The 16,773-nt window shown below is 70.7% G+C and carries 16 protein-coding genes and 1 riboswitch; of the genes, 4 read left to right on the top strand and 12 right to left on the bottom strand.

Annotated features, from left to right (window positions below; all coding sequences use genetic code 11):
- Positions 1–229: 229 nt before the first annotated feature.
- The gene (locus tag ACZ6TV_RS14045) at positions 230–664 is read right to left on the bottom strand and encodes a VOC family protein (RefSeq protein ID WP_465297540.1); all 435 of its coding nucleotides are present in this window, start codon (positions 662–664) and stop codon (positions 230–232) included.
- A gap of 167 nt (positions 665–831) precedes the next feature.
- On the opposite strand from ACZ6TV_RS14045, the gene ACZ6TV_RS14050 reads away from it, so the two are divergent.
- Positions 832–1,551 (top strand): TVP38/TMEM64 family protein, encoded by a 720-nt coding sequence (locus tag ACZ6TV_RS14050; RefSeq protein WP_465297541.1) that lies wholly within the window; start codon positions 832–834, stop codon positions 1,549–1,551.
- Here ACZ6TV_RS14050 and ACZ6TV_RS14055 read toward each other — a convergent pair.
- The 6 genes from ACZ6TV_RS14055 to ACZ6TV_RS14080 form a co-directional block, all read right to left on the bottom strand.
- Positions 1,541–1,933 carry a PPOX class F420-dependent oxidoreductase gene (locus tag ACZ6TV_RS14055; RefSeq protein ID WP_465297542.1) on the bottom strand — a complete coding sequence of 131 codons (393 nt, stop codon included), beginning with the start codon at positions 1,931–1,933 and terminating at the stop codon, positions 1,541–1,543. The genes ACZ6TV_RS14050 and ACZ6TV_RS14055 overlap by 11 nt on opposite strands.
- A gap of 65 nt (positions 1,934–1,998) precedes the next feature.
- Entirely contained in the window at positions 1,999–2,799 is an 801-nt protein-coding gene (locus ACZ6TV_RS14060; RefSeq protein WP_465297543.1) for a DeoR/GlpR family DNA-binding transcription regulator, read from the bottom strand.
- Positions 2,800–2,892: 93 nt separating this feature from the next.
- On the bottom strand, positions 2,893–3,924 hold the full coding sequence (locus tag ACZ6TV_RS14065; RefSeq protein WP_465297544.1) for a LacI family DNA-binding transcriptional regulator: 1,032 nt from the start codon (positions 3,922–3,924) through the stop codon (positions 2,893–2,895).
- Positions 3,925–3,978: 54 nt separating this feature from the next.
- Positions 3,979–4,833: a carbohydrate ABC transporter permease gene (locus ACZ6TV_RS14070; protein ID WP_465297545.1), complete on the bottom strand. Its 855-nt coding sequence runs from the start codon at positions 4,831–4,833 to the stop codon at positions 3,979–3,981.
- Positions 4,830–5,774, bottom strand: coding sequence for a carbohydrate ABC transporter permease (locus ACZ6TV_RS14075; RefSeq protein WP_465297546.1), 945 nt, complete (start codon positions 5,772–5,774; stop codon positions 4,830–4,832). The genes ACZ6TV_RS14070 and ACZ6TV_RS14075 overlap by 4 nt, the downstream gene beginning before the upstream one ends.
- Positions 5,771–7,069, bottom strand: a complete 1,299-nt coding sequence (locus tag ACZ6TV_RS14080) for an ABC transporter substrate-binding protein (RefSeq protein ID WP_465297547.1) — start codon at positions 7,067–7,069, stop codon at positions 5,771–5,773. Before ACZ6TV_RS14080 ends, ACZ6TV_RS14075 begins: the two co-directional genes overlap by 4 nt.
- 328 nt (positions 7,070–7,397) lie before the next feature.
- Between ACZ6TV_RS14080 and ACZ6TV_RS14085 the strand changes: the two genes are divergently transcribed.
- On the top strand, positions 7,398–9,629 hold the full coding sequence (locus ACZ6TV_RS14085) for a glycoside hydrolase family 97 N-terminal domain-containing protein (protein ID WP_465297548.1): 2,232 nt from the start codon (positions 7,398–7,400) through the stop codon (positions 9,627–9,629).
- 42 nt (positions 9,630–9,671) lie between these two features.
- On the opposite strand, the gene ACZ6TV_RS14090 is transcribed toward ACZ6TV_RS14085, so the two are convergent.
- From ACZ6TV_RS14090 to ACZ6TV_RS14105, 4 genes are all read right to left on the bottom strand, one after another.
- The gene (locus ACZ6TV_RS14090; RefSeq protein WP_465297549.1) at positions 9,672–10,415 is read right to left on the bottom strand and encodes an SGNH/GDSL hydrolase family protein; all 744 of its coding nucleotides are present in this window, start codon (positions 10,413–10,415) and stop codon (positions 9,672–9,674) included.
- Between the two features lie 30 nt (positions 10,416–10,445).
- Positions 10,446–11,969, bottom strand: a complete 1,524-nt coding sequence (locus ACZ6TV_RS14095; protein WP_465297550.1) for an alkaline phosphatase D family protein — start codon at positions 11,967–11,969, stop codon at positions 10,446–10,448.
- Positions 11,969–12,997, bottom strand: coding sequence for a hypothetical protein (locus ACZ6TV_RS14100; RefSeq protein WP_465297551.1), 1,029 nt, complete (start codon positions 12,995–12,997; stop codon positions 11,969–11,971). Before ACZ6TV_RS14100 ends, ACZ6TV_RS14095 begins: the two co-directional genes overlap by 1 nt.
- A 110-nt stretch (positions 12,998–13,107) precedes the next feature.
- Positions 13,108–13,512, bottom strand: coding sequence for a VOC family protein (locus ACZ6TV_RS14105; RefSeq protein ID WP_465297552.1), 405 nt, complete (start codon positions 13,510–13,512; stop codon positions 13,108–13,110).
- A gap of 57 nt (positions 13,513–13,569) precedes the next feature.
- Here ACZ6TV_RS14105 and ACZ6TV_RS14110 point away from each other — a divergent pair, with 57 nt between their 5' ends.
- Both ACZ6TV_RS14110 and ACZ6TV_RS14115 read left to right on the top strand, forming a co-directional pair.
- Positions 13,570–14,718, top strand: coding sequence for a hypothetical protein (locus ACZ6TV_RS14110; protein ID WP_465297553.1), 1,149 nt, complete (start codon positions 13,570–13,572; stop codon positions 14,716–14,718).
- Positions 14,719–14,797: 79 nt separating this feature from the next.
- On the top strand, positions 14,798–15,352 hold the full coding sequence (locus tag ACZ6TV_RS14115; RefSeq protein WP_465297554.1) for a hypothetical protein: 555 nt from the start codon (positions 14,798–14,800) through the stop codon (positions 15,350–15,352).
- A gap of 76 nt (positions 15,353–15,428) precedes the next feature.
- Here the strand turns inward: ACZ6TV_RS14115 and ACZ6TV_RS14120 are convergent, their stop codons facing one another.
- Complete coding sequence (locus tag ACZ6TV_RS14120) at positions 15,429–16,415, bottom strand: C40 family peptidase (protein WP_465297555.1); 987 nt, start codon at positions 16,413–16,415, stop codon at positions 15,429–15,431.
- A gap of 7 nt (positions 16,416–16,422) precedes the next feature.
- Positions 16,423–16,576, bottom strand: a riboswitch (cyclic di-AMP (ydaO/yuaA leader).
- Positions 16,577–16,773: the final 197 nt, after the last annotated feature.

The following is a 16,773-nucleotide window of genomic DNA, read 5'->3' on the forward strand; positions in this document are numbered from 1 at the left end:
GTGCATCGGAATGCGGTGGGACAGCGTTGGCCCGGCCTTGACGACGCGGCCGTGCACAAGCCGCGGATATCGCACCATAGCGGTTGTGCCCTGGCCTGTCACAAGCCTTGTGGTTGCCAAATCCGCCACACCGGCCCCGCGCGGGCCCTTTGCCCTGAGTGCGGCGCCGGTGAACGGTCGGTCAGGTCGTCTCAGCAGGTGGCGGGGGATCGACGAAGATCACCGGCGGTCAGACGACGCAGAACTCGTTGCCCTCGGGGTCGGCCATGACGACGTGGCTCGGCACCCCGGCGACGGCGACCTCCTCGACGACCGTCGCGCCCGCGCCGACCAGCCGGCGCACCGTCTCGGCGATGGCCGGCCAGCGCTCCTCCTGCGGCCGGTCCCGGCCGCCGACCTTGACGTCGAGGTGCAGCCGGTTCTTGACGGTCTTCGGCTCCGGCACCTTCAGGAACGTCAGCGTCGGCCGGACCCCGTCCGGGTCGTGCAGGTACGCCGCGTCGTTCCACTCCTGCGGCGGCACCTCCCACCGGATCAGCCACTCCTCGCGGCTCGCGAAGCCGTCCGGCACCGGCGCGTCCACATATCCGAGGGCGTCGCGCCAGAACGCGGCCAGCCGCACCGGCTCGGCACAGTCCACCGTGACACCCCACGCGACAGTCATGCGCCCCCTGTACCCGGCCGCCGGTGCCGCCGAACGCCGTCCCGGACGAACCGCGGCTACGGGCCGTCGAGCAGCTACCGGAGCCCGCCGAGCTTCGGCGGCTCGTTCTGAGCGGCGCCGGGGCGCCTTGCAGGGCGGAGCCCCGCGCGGGGCGGCATGATGGGATCATGACCGTTCGCGCCGGGATGCTGCACATCGCCGGGATCGTCCTGCTCGCGGCGGTGGTCGCCGGGGCGGCGGTGCTCATCGGGGTGCCGGACCAGCAGCAGCTGCGCGGGAGCGTCGAGGCGCTCGGGTGGTGGGCGCCGGTGGCGTTCAGCGGGCTGTACGCCGTCGTGTCGCTGTCGCCGCTGCCGAAGACGGTGTTCACCCTCGCCGCAGGGGCACTGTTCGGGGTGGCCGCCGGGGTCGTGGTCGTCGTCGCCGGGGCGATGCTCGGCGCGGTGATGGCGTTCTACCTGGGGCGGCTGCTGGGGCGGGACACCGTGCGGTGGCTGGCCGGCGGGCGGCTGGACCGGTTCGACGCCATGCTGGCCGGCAACGGGCTGCGCACGATCGTGCTGGCCAGGCTGATCCCGGTGGTGCCGTTCACCGCGGTCAACTACGTCGCCGGGCTCACGTCCGTGCGGTTGCGGGACTTCCTCGGCGGGACGGTGGTGGGGATCCTGCCGGCGACGACCGCGTACGTCACCGTCGGCGCATACGGCTCGCAGCCCGGTCACTGGCCGATGTGGGCGGCGCTGGGCACGCTGGTGGTGCTCACCGTCGGCGGCCTGGCCTTCGAACGCCGCCGGCGGCGCAAAGCCGCCGGTTCCGCAGCCGCCGATCCCGCCGATCCCGCCGAGGGCGGCCCGCACATGGAGACGGCGGGCCGCGCTACAGGGTGATCCGCAGCATGACCCGTTCCCCGCGGCGGCCGGCGAGGCGCTCGACGAGCATGAACAGGCGGTACTCCAGACCGTACTTGCGCCGGACCAGGTCGGTCGGCCTGGCGACCGAGGCCGGGTCGGCGACGATCTCGGCGGTGCCCGGGACCGGCTCGTCGCCCGGGTCGACCTTGCCGGTGCGGCCGCACGGCACGAGCAGCACCCGGGGGTCGGCGCGGAGGCGTTTGACCTTGTGGCTCGAGGCGGGGGTGGTCACGACGAGCGCGTCACCGTCCGGGGTGATCCAGACCGGGGTGGCGACCCGCGACCCGTCGCGCCGGAACGTGGTGAGCGAGACGAAACGCTGCGCGCCGAGCGCCGTGGTGATGGAGGTGCGGTTCATGATCGTGCCGGTACCCCGTACCCCGGCCGCTGATGCGAATCGACGCAGCTGTGGTCAGGCCGTGTTCAGGCCAGGGCGGGGTTGTGCGGGCGGGTGCCGTGCGCGACCGCGGTGCGGATGCCGAGCAGGGCGAGGCCGGTGCGGATGTCCGGGCGGACCCGCGCGTCGACGAGCAGGACCGTGCCGGGGTGCGGCGGCACGACCAGATGGGTGGCGGCGCGGTGCCACGCGGTGTGGTCGGCGTAGCAGACGCCGCGGCCGGCGGCGGCGAGGACGGCGCGGTTGAGCTCGGCGGTGTCCTCGTCGAGGTTCGCGGGCCGGCCGGCGTCGTCGGCGCCGTCGAACTCGACGAACCCGGTGTTGATGCGGTACGCGTGCATCGCGTGCGCGGCGAGCGGGCCGGTCAGGCCCTGGGTGCCGGTGACGATGCCGCCGGTGAGCACGAGGGTCTGGTCGTCGCGCTGGTGGGCCTGGAACGCCTGGGCGACGGGCAGTGAGTAGGTGACCACGGTGAGCCCCGGCACGGTCGTGAGGTGCTGGGCGAGCAGCTCCGAGATCGGCCCGGCGGGCAGCGCGACCGTGGTGCCGGGCGCCACGACGCGGGCGGCGTCGGCGGCGATCGTCGCCCGGGCGACCTGCCGCGCCATGACGGCGGAGCGGAGGGGTTTGCGGCCGTACCCGATCGTGGGGCACGCGACGGCGCCGCCGTGGACCCGGGCGACGAGGCCGGACGCGTCGAGCACGGTGAGGTCGCGGCGGATGGTGCCGGTGGACACGCCGAAGAGGTCCGCGAGGCGGCGCAGTTGCGCGCCGCCGTCGCGGTTGACGATCTCGAGGATGGCGAGTTGCCGTGACGATGCCAGCATCTCCAGGGGTCCTGTCCGTGTGTCATCGTTGTCACACCGTTGGGCGGCGAACCGTGATCGTTCCGGTCGTGCAGGACGCCCCGGCGCCGCCGGTCAGCTGTCCGGGCAGGGGCGGGAGGAGCTTCGCGGGACCAGCCGGGTCGGGAGGATGACCCACCGCGCCGGGCCGTCGTAGCCGTCGAGGCGTTCGAGCAGCAGCCGCGCGGTCTGCCGGCCCATGTTCTCCGGGTCGTGGGTGATGACGGTGACGCCGAGGATGTCGCCCATGTCGAGCTCGTCGAAGCCGACGAGCGCCGGCGGTGCCGGGTGCCCGTGCAGGACGCGCAGCGCGCCGGTCGTGATCCGGTTGCTGGTCGTGAAGATCGCCGTCGGTGGCCGGTCGCGGCGCAGCAGCTCGGTCACGGCCCGCTGCGCGGTGGTCACGTCGTGGGCGCCCTCGACCAGGTGGTCGTGCCAGTCGAGGAGGCCGGCCGCCTGCAGGGTCGCGCCGAACGCGGTGACGCGCTCCTGGTGGGTGCTGAGCCGCGACAGGTCCCCGACGATGCCGATGCGGGTGTGGCCGAGCTGCAGCAGGTGCGCCGCCGCCTGTTGCGCGCCGCCGGCGTTGTCCAGCAGGACCGCGTCCGCGGCCAGGCCGGCGGGTGGCCGGTCGACGAAGACGAAGGGCGTGCCGTGGCGGTGCTCGACGGCGAGGTGACCGTGCTCGGACAGGGTGGAGGCGAGGACCAGCGCCCGGACGCGGCGTTCGAGGAGGGCGTCGGTGAGCTGCTGCTCGGACCGGCTGCTCTCGTCGGTATTGACGGTGACGAGCTGCAGCCCGCGCTGCCGCAGCTCGCGCTCCAGGCCGCTGGCGATCCTGGAGTAGAACGGGTTGCCCAGGTCGCCGCCGAGCATGCCGACGAGGGTCGACGTGCTGCCGCCGCGGCGCAGCTCCCTGGCCATCCCGTTGGGCCGGTACCCCAGCTGGTCGGCGGCCTGCTGGACGCGCTGCCGGGTCTCGTGGGCGACATAGCCCTCGCCGTTGAGCGCCCTCGAGGCGGTCTTGACCGACACGCCGGCCAGGGCGGCGACCTCGACGAGGCCTGGACGCCCGGGCCGGTCGGTCCCGGCGGCGTCCTCCGTCATGGCGCCGAGTATGCCAGCACACGCTCGCTCCTTAGGTGGTCGCCGATGCCCTGGTCAGCCCTTGGTGGACCCGAGGGCCAGTCCGGCGATGAACTGTTTCTGCAGGGCGATGTAGACGATGAGGGTGGGGATCGCGGCGATGAGTGCGGCGGCGGCGATCATGTTCTGGTTGGCGACGAATTGGCCTTGGAGGTTGGCGAGGGCTGAGGTGACGGGGCGTTTGTCGCCGGTGGAGATGAGGGTGATGGCCCAGAAGAAGTCGTTGTAGATCCAGGTGGTGAGCAGTGTGGCGAGGGCGGCGAGGGCGGGTCGGCAGAGGGGGAGGATGAGGCGCCAGTAGCGGGTCCAGACTCCGGCGCCGTCGACGATGGCGGCTTCGTCGAGTTCGTGTGGGAGGGCTTTCATGTAGTTGGAGAGGACGAAGACGCAGAAGCCGAGTTGGAAGGCGATGTTGATGGCGATGAGGCCGAGGTAGGAGTTGTACATGAGTTCGCTCTCGCTGAGCCAGTGCGGGAGCGGGATGGCGAGGTACAGGCGGAACAGCGGCGTGATGATGACCTGTTGCGGCAGCAGGTTCCCGGCGGTGAACAGGACGAGCAGCGCGATGTTCCACCGGAAGCGCAGCCTGGACACGACGTAGGCGAAGGACGAGGCGAGCAGGAGCGTGAGCAGGACCGCCGGCACGGTCACGATGAGCGAGTTGAGGAAGAAGTGCCACATGTCTGATTGGGTCCATGCGGCGCGGAAGTTGTCGAGCGTCAGGCGGTCCGGTAGTGAGACGTAGCCGTGCGCGTTGGTGTCGGCGATGGGTCGTAGCGCGACGTACAGCGAGAACAGCACGGGCGTGAGCCACAACGCGATCATCGCGATCATGAAGGCTTGTGCGGCGATCCGGACGGTCCGGGTCATGCGCGGGTTTCCTCTCGCCGGAATGCCTGGACCAGGAAGATCGTGATCGGGATGAGGGAGATGACGAGGAGGATCACGCCGAGGGTGGAGCCGAAGCCGATCCGTTGGGTCTCGCCGACGATGTTCTGGGTGACGGCGACGGAGAGCAGTTCGAGGCCTTTGAGCGGGTTGCCGCCGGAGGTGATGTACACCAGGTCGAACGCGCGCAGGGATTCGATGACGGTGACGACCATGACGACGATGTTGATCGGCCGCATCGCGGGGAAGACGACCCGCCAGAAGGTCTGCCAGGCGTTGGCGCCGTCGACGAGTGCCGCTTCCCGCAGTGCCGGGTCGACGGCTTTGAGGCCGGCGAGGTAGAGGATCATGACGTAGCCGGCCTGCCGCCAGCTGGCCTCGACGAGCAGTGCCCACAGGTTGAGGGATGGGTTGCCGAGCCAGTCGATGAGGTTGTCGTCGCCGGTGCGGTCCAGGATCGAGTTGATGAGGCCGTAGTTGGGGGAGTAGATGAGCTCCCAGATGATGCCGATCAGGGCCAGGGACAGCATCACGGGCAGGAAGAGGATGCTCTGGTAGATGCGGGAGCCGCGGATGCCGCGGTCGATGACGACGGCGAAGAGCATGCCGAGCGGGGTGGCGAAGCCGGCGAAGACGAGCAGCCAGATGATGTTGTGCTGCACGGCCGGCCAGAAGTCGGGGTAGGTGGTGAACGCCTGCTCGTAGTTGCGCACCCCGTTGAGGCAGCCGGGCTGGGGTATGCCCGGCGCCGACGGCAGCGAGTCGCAGGACTGCAACCGCACCCCGCCGACGCCGGTCCACTTCGTGAACGACAACCCGACCGAGGCCAGCGCGGGTCCCCAGATGAGGGCCGCCTCCAGCGCCAGCGGTACGCCCACCATGGCCGCGACGACCAGGCCGTCGCGGCGCGTGAAGGTCCTCACTTGGTGAAGATCGTCTTGGCCTGGTCCTCCGCGCTCTTCTGGATCGACGCGACCGTCTCGGCGGTCGGGCTGTCCACGAAGGTCTGGATGGCTTTGATCATCGCGGTGGCCATGTCGGGGACGGTGTCGCGGTCCATGAACTGGGAGACGTTCTTGCACTTGGCGATCTCGGCGACGGACTTCTTCTGGATCTCGTTGTACGTGGGTGCGACGAGCCCGTTGGCGAGGCCGACGTCCCAGTGGTCGTTCTCCAGGAACTTGGCCTCGGCGGCGCCGGTGCCGATGTACTCCAGGACGGCTTTGGCCGCGGCGGTGTTCTTGCCCTTTTTCGGCAGGATGAACCCGTCGGTGGGGGCGTCCATGTAGTCCTGCCCGTACGTCGGGTTGATCACGGGGTACGGGAAGAAGTCGAGGTCGGGCAGGTTGGCCGGCGAGTAGTTCGCGGCGACCTGGTTGGAGCCCTGGAACATCATCCCGGCCTGCTTGTTCTCCAGGGCCTTGGCGGCGTCCTGCCAGGTGCGGCCATTGGCGCCGTTCTGCAGGTAGGGCATGAGCTCGCGCCACTTGTCGAACACGGCGGTGACGCCCGGGTCGGTCCACGGGACCTCGTGCTTCATGAGCTTGATGTGGTAGTCGTAGCCGTTGACGCGCAGGTTGATGATGTCGAACGTGCCCAGGGCGGGCCAGCCGTCCTTCTCCGCGAACGCGATCGGGATCAGCCCGTCGGTCTTCATCTTCTTGCACAGGTTGATGAAGTCGTCCCAGGTGGTGGGGACCTGGTAGCCCTTCGCGGCGAAGACGCTCTTGTTGTAGAAGACGACCCACGGGTAGTTGTACAGCGGCACCAGGTAGTGCTTGCCGTCGATGCCCTTGGAGAGGTTCTTCGCGGCGTCGTTGAAGTTGCCGCCGATCTTGTCCCAGACGTCGTCGATCGGGGTGAGCAGGCCCTGCGCGGCGAAGAACTGCAGCCGGTACCCGGCGAACCAGGTGGCCAGGGAGTCCGGGGTGCCCTGCAGGTAGTTGCTGATGTTGTTCTGGAACGTGTTGTGGTCGACCGTGTTGACGGTGATCGGCACCTTCGTCGCGGTCGTCGCGGCCGCGGTCAGCGCGGCGAACGCCTGCTTGGTGCTGTCGTCGGAGTAGTTGGACCCGAACGTGATCGGGTCCGTCGCGGACCCGCTGTCGGTGGCGGGTGCGTCGGAGTCGTCGCCGCACGCGGACAGCAGCGTGGAGGCGCCGAGGAACACGGGCAGGCTCCGCAGAGCGGTACGGCGGGACAGTCGCAGCTCGGTCATGGGACTTCTCCAAGTCGAAGGCGGGTTGAAAACTTGAAACGGAACATCCAACAAGTTCCAACTCGGCTGCTCAAAAGTCACCACAGCAAATCGACAAGATGCAATCGTTGTCAAGCGGTACAGCGGACCGAATTTTTGGGAGCTTCGCGTGGAACAGCCGATCCTTGACAGGATCATGATCAAGATGTTCAATGGCCGCATAGTCGCGCACGTATCAACGTAATCCAACGCCGCCATCGTTGACAACGTTGACATCAGCGGTCGTCCCAGGCCGCCGCACGAACCCCCGTCCGTGGTTCCGCCAACCAAGTCCGGAGGACGTCCCCCAATGCGACATCACAAGTCCCTGCTTCGTGGCACGTTCGTGCTCGCGCTGCTCGCCACCGGCCTCACGGTCGCCGCCACGCCGGCGTCGGCCGCCACCACCTGGACGGTCACCGGCCCGTCGGCCGGCTCCCCGACCTCCGCCCAGGTCACGCTCAACGACAACGGGACGCTGAGCTTCTCCGTGTCCAACGGAGGTCGCACGATCCTGTCGCCGTCCGCGATCGGCATCGTGACCAGCGCCGCGAACCTCTCCACGGGCCTGACGTTCAACAGCCGCACCAGCCGGACCGTCACCGAGGCCTACACGATGACCACCGGCAAGCAGCGCAACCGGTCGACGACGTACAACGAGTCGACGCTGTCGTTCACCGGCGCCGGCGGCAACCGGCTCGACGTCGTGGTCCGGGCCTCGGACGCCGGCGCCGCCTACCGCTACGTGCTGCCCGGCAGCGGGTCGGTGACCATCCAGCGGGAGGCCACGTCCTGGTCGGTGCCGACCAACACCAACAGTTGGCTGCTTCCGTCGCACCGCGAGGATCAGGGCTACCCGGTGCAGACGACGGCCGGCGCCGCGGCCACCGGCACGTTCCGCAACCCGGCGCTGTTCGACGTCGCGGGCACGTTCGCGCTCGTCGCCGAGGCTGACCTGGACGGCCGGTACGCCGGCATGAGCCTGCAGCACCAGAACGGCTCGGGCGCGTTCACCGCCATCCTCGACAGCGGCTCGATCACCGCCAACCGGCCGTTCTCCACGCCGTGGCGCACCGCCGCGGTCGGCTCCCTCGCGAGCGTGACCGGCTCGACGATCGTCGACGACCTGTCCGCGCCGTCGCGGGTCAGCAACACCTCCTGGGTCAAGCCCGACACCGTCACCTGGTCCTGGCTGACCGAACACGCCAGCCCGTCGGACCAGAACCGGCAGCGGCAGTACATCGACTTCGCCGCTCGCAACGGCTGGGGCTACGTCCTCATCGACGAGGGCTGGCAGCAGAGCTGGGCGCCGAGCGTCACGCAGTACGCCCGCGACCGCGGTGTGCAGGTCATCCTGTGGTTCAACTCCAACCAGCTGTGGACCGCCGCGCAGCGCGAGCAGTGGCTGCCGCTGATCAAGAGCTGGGGCGTCGCCGGCGTCAAGGTCGACTTCAGCTTCGAGTTCACCCAGCCGACCCTGCAGTGGTACGACGCGATCCTCGCCCGCACCGCCGAGCTCCAGCTGATGATCAACTTCCATGGGTCGGCGACCCCGCGCGGTATGCAGCGCACCTGGCCGCACGTCATGACCGCAGAGGCCGTGCACGGCGCCGAGCAGTACCTGCGGGCCCAGAAGAACACCATCCTGCCCTTCACTCGCAACGCCATCAGCAGCATGGACTACACCCCGGTGATCTTCAGCCCGTACAACCGCGACACCACCCGCGCGCACGAGCTCGCCACCGCGATCGTCTTCGAGTCCGGCTGGCAGCACCTCGGCGACAACCCCGAGAGCTACGAGTCGCAGCCCGAGGCGATGCGCATCCTCAACCAGCTCCCGACCGCCTGGGACGAGACCCGCCTCCTCGGCGGCCGCCCCGGCCAGGAGGCGTACTTCGCCCGCCGCAACGGCGGCACGTGGTACGTCGCCGGCATCTCCGCCCTCGCCGCGAAGACCTACAGCACGCCGCTGAACTTCCTCGGCTCCGGCCAGTGGCTCCTGGAGACCGTCCGCGACAACGGCGGCAACCTGCTGCGTGAGACGCGGACCGTCACCAACGCCGACACGCTCTCCGTCGCCCTCGCCGAGCGTGGTGGGTTCGCGTCCGTCGTCTGCCCGTACACCAGCGGCCTCACGACCTGCGGCGCCCCGCAGGTCGGCGCGCCGCTGCGCGGCGTGCAGTCCGGGCGCTGCGCCGACGTGCCCGGCAACGTGACCACCAGCGGCACCGCCGTCGCCCTGTGGGACTGCAACGGCGGCGCCAACCAGCGCTGGAACGCGACCACTTCGAAGCAGCTGCAGGTGTACGGCAACAAGTGCCTCGACGTCGTCGGCAACTCGACCGCGGACGGGGCGGCCGTGCAGATCTGGGACTGCAACGGCCAGACCAACCAGCAGTGGACGATCAACGCCAACGGCACGGTCGTCGGCACCGGCTCCGGCAAATGCCTGGACGCCTACGACAACGGCACCACCAACGGGACCAAGCTCATCATCTGGCCCTGCAACGGCGGCGCCAACCAGCAGTGGACCCGCTCGTAGGCTCCGCACGCGGCCCCGCCCCATTCGTGGGGCGGGGTCCGCTCAGCTGACGCTGGTCCAGGCCGGGTACTTGGCGGCGCGTCCGTCGCCGGAGGAGCGGCCGCGGGCCCGGCGCAGCACCCACGGCAGGACGTGCTGGCGGTAGTACCGCGCCTGGACGAGCAGACCGCGCGAGCCGGCCTGGGCGCCGTCGATCCGGTGCTCTTCGGCGGCGACGTCCAGCGCGGCGAGGACGAGCCCGGCGACCCGGCGGTGCCCGGCGGCGTTGAGGTGCAGCCGGTCCGCGGACCAGTACCCGGCCCGGCGCAGCTCGGCGTCGCCGAAACAGTCGACGAACAGCACACCGTGACGTCCGGTGAGGTCCCGTACCGCTTCGGTGAGCTCTCCGGCGCGGCGGCGCAGGACCCGGCCGAGCGGCAGGTGGTCCGACGGGTCGGCGCCGCTGAGGACCATGATGCGGACGCCGGCCGCGCCGCACCGCTCGACCGCCCCCTCGATGAGCCGCACGAGGCGCGACAGATCCGCGCCGCGGCGCATCATGTCGTTGCCGCCGCCGTTGAGCGAGATCAGCGTCGGCGGCGGCGACATCGCCAGGGCGGCGTCCAGCTGCGTGGTCACGATCGGCTCCAGCAGCCGGCCGCGGATGGCGAGGTTGGCGTACTGCCAGCGCGGATCGCCGGCGATGAGCGCCGCGGCGACCAGATCGGCCCACCCGCGGGGCGTGCCGTCCTCCCGCTCGTCACCCATGCCCTCACTGAAACTGTCACCGATCGCCACGTACCGCATGAGCCCGACGATACAGACCACCCGGACGCGCTAGCGCCGGTACTGCGCCGGTGAGGTCCTCGTGGCCGGGTCCTCGTAGGCGCCGGCCCGGCCACGGTCGACGTGCCAGCTGGTGAGGGTGCTGACCGCGGCGGCCGGGTCGGTGCGGTTGGCCACCACCCGCAGCCGGGTCGTCCACCGCTGCGGTGTCACCTCGTAGACGTCGTGGCCGTAGCGGTTGCCCTCGAAGTACTGCAGGTGCGGGTTGGCCGCGCCGAGCAGCGGGCCGTTCGTGGCGTTCCAGCTCGCCGAGTACGCGCTGGACGTCGCGGAGTGCGCCACGAACTCGGTGCCGATGACCGGCGCGCCGGCGTTGTCGAAGTCCGGCCTGATGTCCTGGACGAACGCGCTGTGCCAGTCGCCGGTGACGGTCACGAAGTCCGGCCCGCCGGCGGACTGCACGTGCCCGAGCAGCTCGGCGCGCTCGGCCCGGAACCCGTCCCACTGGTCGGTGAACATGAAGCCGCCGCCCGGTGCCCGCTGCTGGCTGAGGAAGATCGAGTTGACCCAGCACTGCCAGCCGCCGGTCCGCTGCGTGATCCGGTCCTTCAGCCACGCCTTCTGCTTGGTGCCCAGGATGGTCCCGTCGGCCAGGTTCTGCTCCGAACGGTGCTGCCGCAGGTCGAGGATGACCAGCTCGAGCAGGTCGCCCCACTGGCGGCTGCGGTAGATCCGCGGGTCCGGCAGTGCCGTGTCGTCGCCTTCCAGGCGCAGCGGCATGTGCTCGTACCAGCCCTGGTAGGCGGCCGCGCGCCGGGCGACGAACGTGGCGGCGCCCCGCGATCCCGAGTAGTCGTTGACGACGTCGTGATCGTCCCAGGTGAGATAGAAGGGATGCGCGGCGTGCACGTCGCGGAGCAGCGGGTCACCCTTGTAGAGCGCGTGCAGCCTGCGGTAGTCGTTCAGGGTGTACGCCGTGCCGAGCTCGGAGCCTTCGTAGATGTAGTCGCCGAGGTGCACGACGAAGTCCAGGGCGCTGTCGGCGGCCAGGTCACGCATCCCCGGGTATTCGCCGGCCCGGTAGTCCTGGCAGTTGAGCGACGCGAACCGGACCAGGCTCGTCGGCCCGACCGGCGCCGTCTTCGTGCGGCCCACCCGGCTGGCCTTGCCCAGCGCCGTGAAGCGGTAGTAGTAGCGCCGCCCCGGCTGCAGCCCCTCGGCGACCACGTGCACGCTGTGCCCGAGCAGTACCGACGCCGCGACGCTCCCGGACGCGACGACGGTGCTCATCGCCGCGTCCGTGGCGACGGCCCAGTCGACCTGCACGATGTCGGCGAGGGGCTGGGTGTCGGCGAGGGGGTCCGGTGCGAGCCTCGTCCACAGCAGGACGCTGGTCGGCAGCGGGTCGCCGGAGCCGACGCCGACGGTGAACGGCGCCGGGTCCCAGCTCGCGCCGAGCGCGGCCGCCGCGGCGTGCGCCGCTCCCGGCCCGAGTCCCTGCATCAGCGGCCAGGCGACGCCCATCGCGCCGGCGCCGGCCGCCGCCCGCAGCAGTGTCCGTCGATCGAGTCGCATCAGGATCCTCCCGTGAGCACGCCGAAGGAGATCGCGTCGGCGTAGCCGTCGTTCGAGGTGCCGCCGGCCCTGCTGAACACGACCTCCACGCGGACGGTCCGCGCCCCGGCGGGCACCGCGCCGGCCGTGGCGCGGCGCAGCAGCCCGGTCGCGTTGCCCCGGTCGGCCGCGGTCACCGCCGCGAGGCTGACGACGCCCAGGGAGCCGCCCACGCTGTTGAGGAACGTGGCGGTGCACGACGCCGTGTCGTTCTGGTCCGCGTAGCCGCCGAGGTACGCGCCGAACTCGTATTGGGTAGCCCCGCCCGGCAGCGGCACGGCCTGGGTCATGCGGCTGCGTGCGCTGGTGCCGCCGCCGAAGAAGTTCGCGCCGCGGTTCGCCGGTCCCGGGCCGGTCGGCGTCGGGTAGCCGGCGGTGCCGTAGGCGATGACGGCGGGGCCGCCCTCGGCGACCGTCCATCCGGTCAGGCCGGCTTCCGCTCCCGGGTTGGTCAGCAGGTTCGTGGGCTGGGTGGTCAGCACGAGGGAGACGCTGTCGGCGTAGCCGTCGTTGGAGGTGCCGCCGTCGCGGGTGAACAGCAGCACGGTCCGCGCGGTGCGGCTGCCGGGCGGGACGACGCCGGACTGGGCGCGGCGCAGCAGGCCGGTGGTGTTGCCGCGGTCCGCGGCGGTGACCGGCCCCAGCACGCAGACGCCGAGCGGCAGGCCGGTCGCGGACAGGAACTCCACCGAGAGTCGCGCGCCGTCGTCCTGGTCGGCGTAGCCGCCGAGCCAGCCGGCGCAGTCGAACGTCGCCGTCCCGGCGTCGATCTGCGCCGTCCACGGCAGCGTCACCTGCTGGCGCAGCCGGGTCCTCGGCGCGTTGCCGCCACCGGCGAAGCTCGTGCCTCGGTCGGCCGGGCCGGGACCTGTCTGGGTCGGGTAGCCGGTGGCGCCGTACGCGATCACCGCCGCCGCGCCCTCGATCGTGGTCCAGCCGGTGAGGCCGGTCTCGAATCCGCCGTTGGCGATCAGGTTCTGAGTCTGCACGCGCACCCACCGTTACTGTTAAGAAGGTGGTCTATATCGTCAGGCGTGAATCTAACATCGAACAAGATCGAACAGAAGGCTTCGGTGTGACGCGCGGCTGAACACGCGGGCTATTCGAAGTCGGCCGCCGTCATGCCCTCCGGATGACCGGGCGGCCACTGCACGAGCTCGATGCGGTAGCCGTCGGGGTCGGTGAGCCACGACGTGAACATCCCCCCGCCGTGATCCGTCGGCGGCTCGGCCGTCACACCCCTGCCCGCCAGCTCGGCGACGGTGGCGGGCAGGTCGTCCACCTGCACGACGAGATGGTTGACCGCGCCGGTGTCCCCGACCGGCCGCTCGGGGTCGTGCACCAGCTCCAGGCTGACGAACGGGTCACCGGGCAGCCGCAGCATCGTCAGGCTGCCGAAACCCGTCCCGGGGACGTGCCCGACCCTGGCATACCCGACGGTGGTGTAGAAGGCGAGCGAGCGGTCCAGATCTGTGACCCGCAGCCCCAGGTGCAGCATGCGCATGTCCGGCAGGCTACCGCGATGTGCTACAAACCCTCCGAACACGGGGGAGGCATCAGCATGCGTCGGTATTTCGTGGTGCTCACAGCACTGGCCGTCGGGGTGGCCGGCTGCGGATCGGGCGACTCGAAGGGCTCGCCGGCCACGGCGGCGGCACCGTCGAAGCCACCGCCGCCGAAGGTCGCCGGGAAGCTGCTCGTCACCGGCGGCAACGGGCTGAAGCTGCTCACCCAGGAGGCCGACGGGCACATGTCGATCGCGCCGTTCGACGTGCCGCGCTCCGACGACTTCGACTACGAGCTCTCCGCCGACCACAAGACGTTCTTCTACCGCAGCGGCAAGGTCGTGACCGCACGGACCATCGCCGACGGCAAGGAACGCCAGATCGCCGCCGACGCCTTGCCGAGGAGCCTGTGCCTGCGCGTCTCGCCGGACGGCAAGCGCGTCTCGTTCCGCCGCGCCGAGGACCTGGTCGTCGCCGACCTCGCCGGCAAGGCGACCGTGCTCGACAAGGTCAAGAAGGAGAAGTACACCCTGGGCGGCGTCACCCAGGTGAGCGCCACGTCCGAGCTGGACTGCGGCGAGTGGCTGGACGACACGCACGTGAAGTTCGACCGCCGCAAGAGCATGCCGCAGCAGGTGTCGGTCGAGATCACCGACACCACCACCGTCGTCAAGGCCGACACCACCACCGTCGCGGTCCTCGGCGGCAAGACCCCGAAGCTGCTGGACTCGCCGAAGATGTGGCACCCCACCGCCGTGTGCGGCAAGCGGGTCGCGGTCTCCATCGGCTCCGCGAAGGAGGCCCTGCACTTCAAGGAGCGCACCGGCGACGCCGACCTGACCAAGGACGGCGCGTTCCACGGCGCCGACACGATCCTCGCGGGCACGACCGTCGGCGGCAACAGCCTGCTCTTCGTCCCCGGCACCTGCCGCCCGGTCCTCTACACCACCGAGACCCGGACCTTCCAGACCGTGGACCCGGCCACGCGGGCCATCGGCAAGGACCCGATCCTCACCCTGCCCTCCGGCGGCATCGACGTGCGACTGTACGACGACCCGGAGACCTGGCAGCCGGCACCGGACAGCGAGGTGCTCGCCGCTGTCGTCGACAAGCAGGTCGTCATCGTCGACCTCAAGGCCGGCACCGCGTCGCTGGTCCCCGCCGACAACCTCGACGCCTCCTCGCGGGTCATCGCCTGGCTGTGAGGTCGGCAGCCGGGCGTGCCGGTGCCGTCGCGTCTATGATCCTTGGACTTTCACGACCACGAACGGGGAGGCGCGCGTCATGCGCATGCGCACGATGACGGCGGCACTGGTCCTTGCCCTCGCGGCCGGACTGAGCGGGGCCTGCGGCACCGACGCCGGTGAGGCGGGCAAGAACGCGGCGCCGGCCGGTGGCGCCGCGTCCGGTGCCGCGACAGGTGCCGCGTCGGGCACGGCGTCGGGCACGGGGGCGGGTGCCCCGTCCGGTGCGGCGGCGAGCCAGCCGGCCGGTGTGAAGGGGGACTCGGAGCGGATCTGCAAGGCCGTCATCGCGGCCTTCGAGGCCGAGAAGACGCAGCTGCTCGAGGTGCTCCTCAAGTTGGCGACCGCAGAGGACCAGGCCACCAAGGACAAGGCCAAGGCCGACGGGGCGGCGCTCGTCGAGCGGCTCAAGACGGCCGTCGACAAGGAGACCGCGACCGCCGACCCGAAGCTGAAGGCGGCGCTGCAGGCGCTCGTCGGGACCCTCGGCAGGATGCTCACCCCGGAGGGCGTCGCCGACCCGGACTTCGAGAAGAAGCTCGACGCGGCCACGGCCGAGGCGTCCACCTACTGCCCGGGCCTCGACGCGGCGTAGCGACAAGCACGACGGCGGGCGCCCCGCCTCAACGGGGGAGAGGCGGGGCGCCGTCGGTGCCGACTTGCGGAGGAGGTCAGCCCGGGCGGCCGTAGCCGTAGAGGCTGTCGATGTCGATCGGGGCGACCTTGACGACGGTGCGGCTGTTGGGGGCGTGGATGATCTGGTTGTTGCCGATGTAGATGCCCACGTGGCCGAGGCCGTTGTAGAAGACCAGGTCGCCGGGGACCAGCTGGCTGCGGGAGATGTGGCGCACCTTGCCCCACTGCTGGGCGGCGTTGTGCGGGAGGGTCACGCCGGCGGCTTTCCAGGCCATCATGGTCAGGCCGGAGCAGTCGAAGGTGTTCGGGCCGGCGGCGCCCCAAACGTACTTCTTGCCGAGCTGGGCCCAGGCGTAGTTGACCGCCTTGCCCGCGTTGCCGGAGACCGCCGGGGGCTTGCCCGGGTTCGTCGCCGGGGCCGTGGTCTTGGGTTTCGCGGCGGCCGCCGCGGCGGCCTCGGCCTTGGCCTGCAGGGCGTCGAGCCGCTTGATGTCGCCCTCGATCTTCTTGCGGCGGGTGGCCAGTTCGGTCTTCTGCTGGCTCTGCGCGGCGAGGGTCTCGTTGAGGCGGCGCTGCTCGGCGTCGAAGGTGTCCTTGGCCGTGCTGTAGGCGGTCAGGTCGCGCTGCTGGCTGCGGGAGATCTGCTGGAGCGTGCCGACCCGGCCGGTGAAGGCGTCGGTCGAGCTCGCGCCGAGCATGAGCGACAGGGTGCCGAGGTTGCCGCCGGACTTGTAGGCGTTGACGGCGAACGCGGTGGCCTCGTCCTGGGCGGCGTCGAGGTCGGCCTGCAGGGGCACCAGGTCGGACTGCAGTTTCGCGATCGCCGCCTGGGTGGCCTCGAGGTCGCCGTTGACCTTGTTGTACTGCTCGACGACGAGCTCGACCTCGTTGTTGCCCTTGTCGATCTGGGCCTGGAGCTCTTCCGGGGTCGGGTCCGCGCGTGCGGCACCGGCGGGCGCGATGAGCGCCGCCACCGCCAGCGCGACGACCGCGGTGCGCATGGTCGTGCGTCCGTTGAACACGGCACAGTCCTTCTTCGCGGACCGCCTACCGGGTTAGCTGACGGATTCGGGCGAGAAGAAGGCGCGCCCTACCGCGCCCCGGTGTGGCGGTGTGGCGGGCGCGGATTCACCCCATGGGACAAACCCCGGATGGTTCCCCGGCTCGTCGGCGAACGCCCGGACAGCGGGCGCGGCAGGCGACTCGGCGGCGGCTGCCCGGGCCGCCCCGGCGGGGCGACGACGTCCGGCAGCCAGCACAAACGTAACCGCGCGGAAGAGCAAAGGCGCTCGATCTAAGGCGGACTTAACGCAGACCCAAGGCGGCCCTGCGGACGACCCAGAGCAATTCGACACATTTCCAAAAAGCGTGCTGGTTCTG

The organism is Dactylosporangium sp. NPDC051087 (assembly GCF_055586325.1).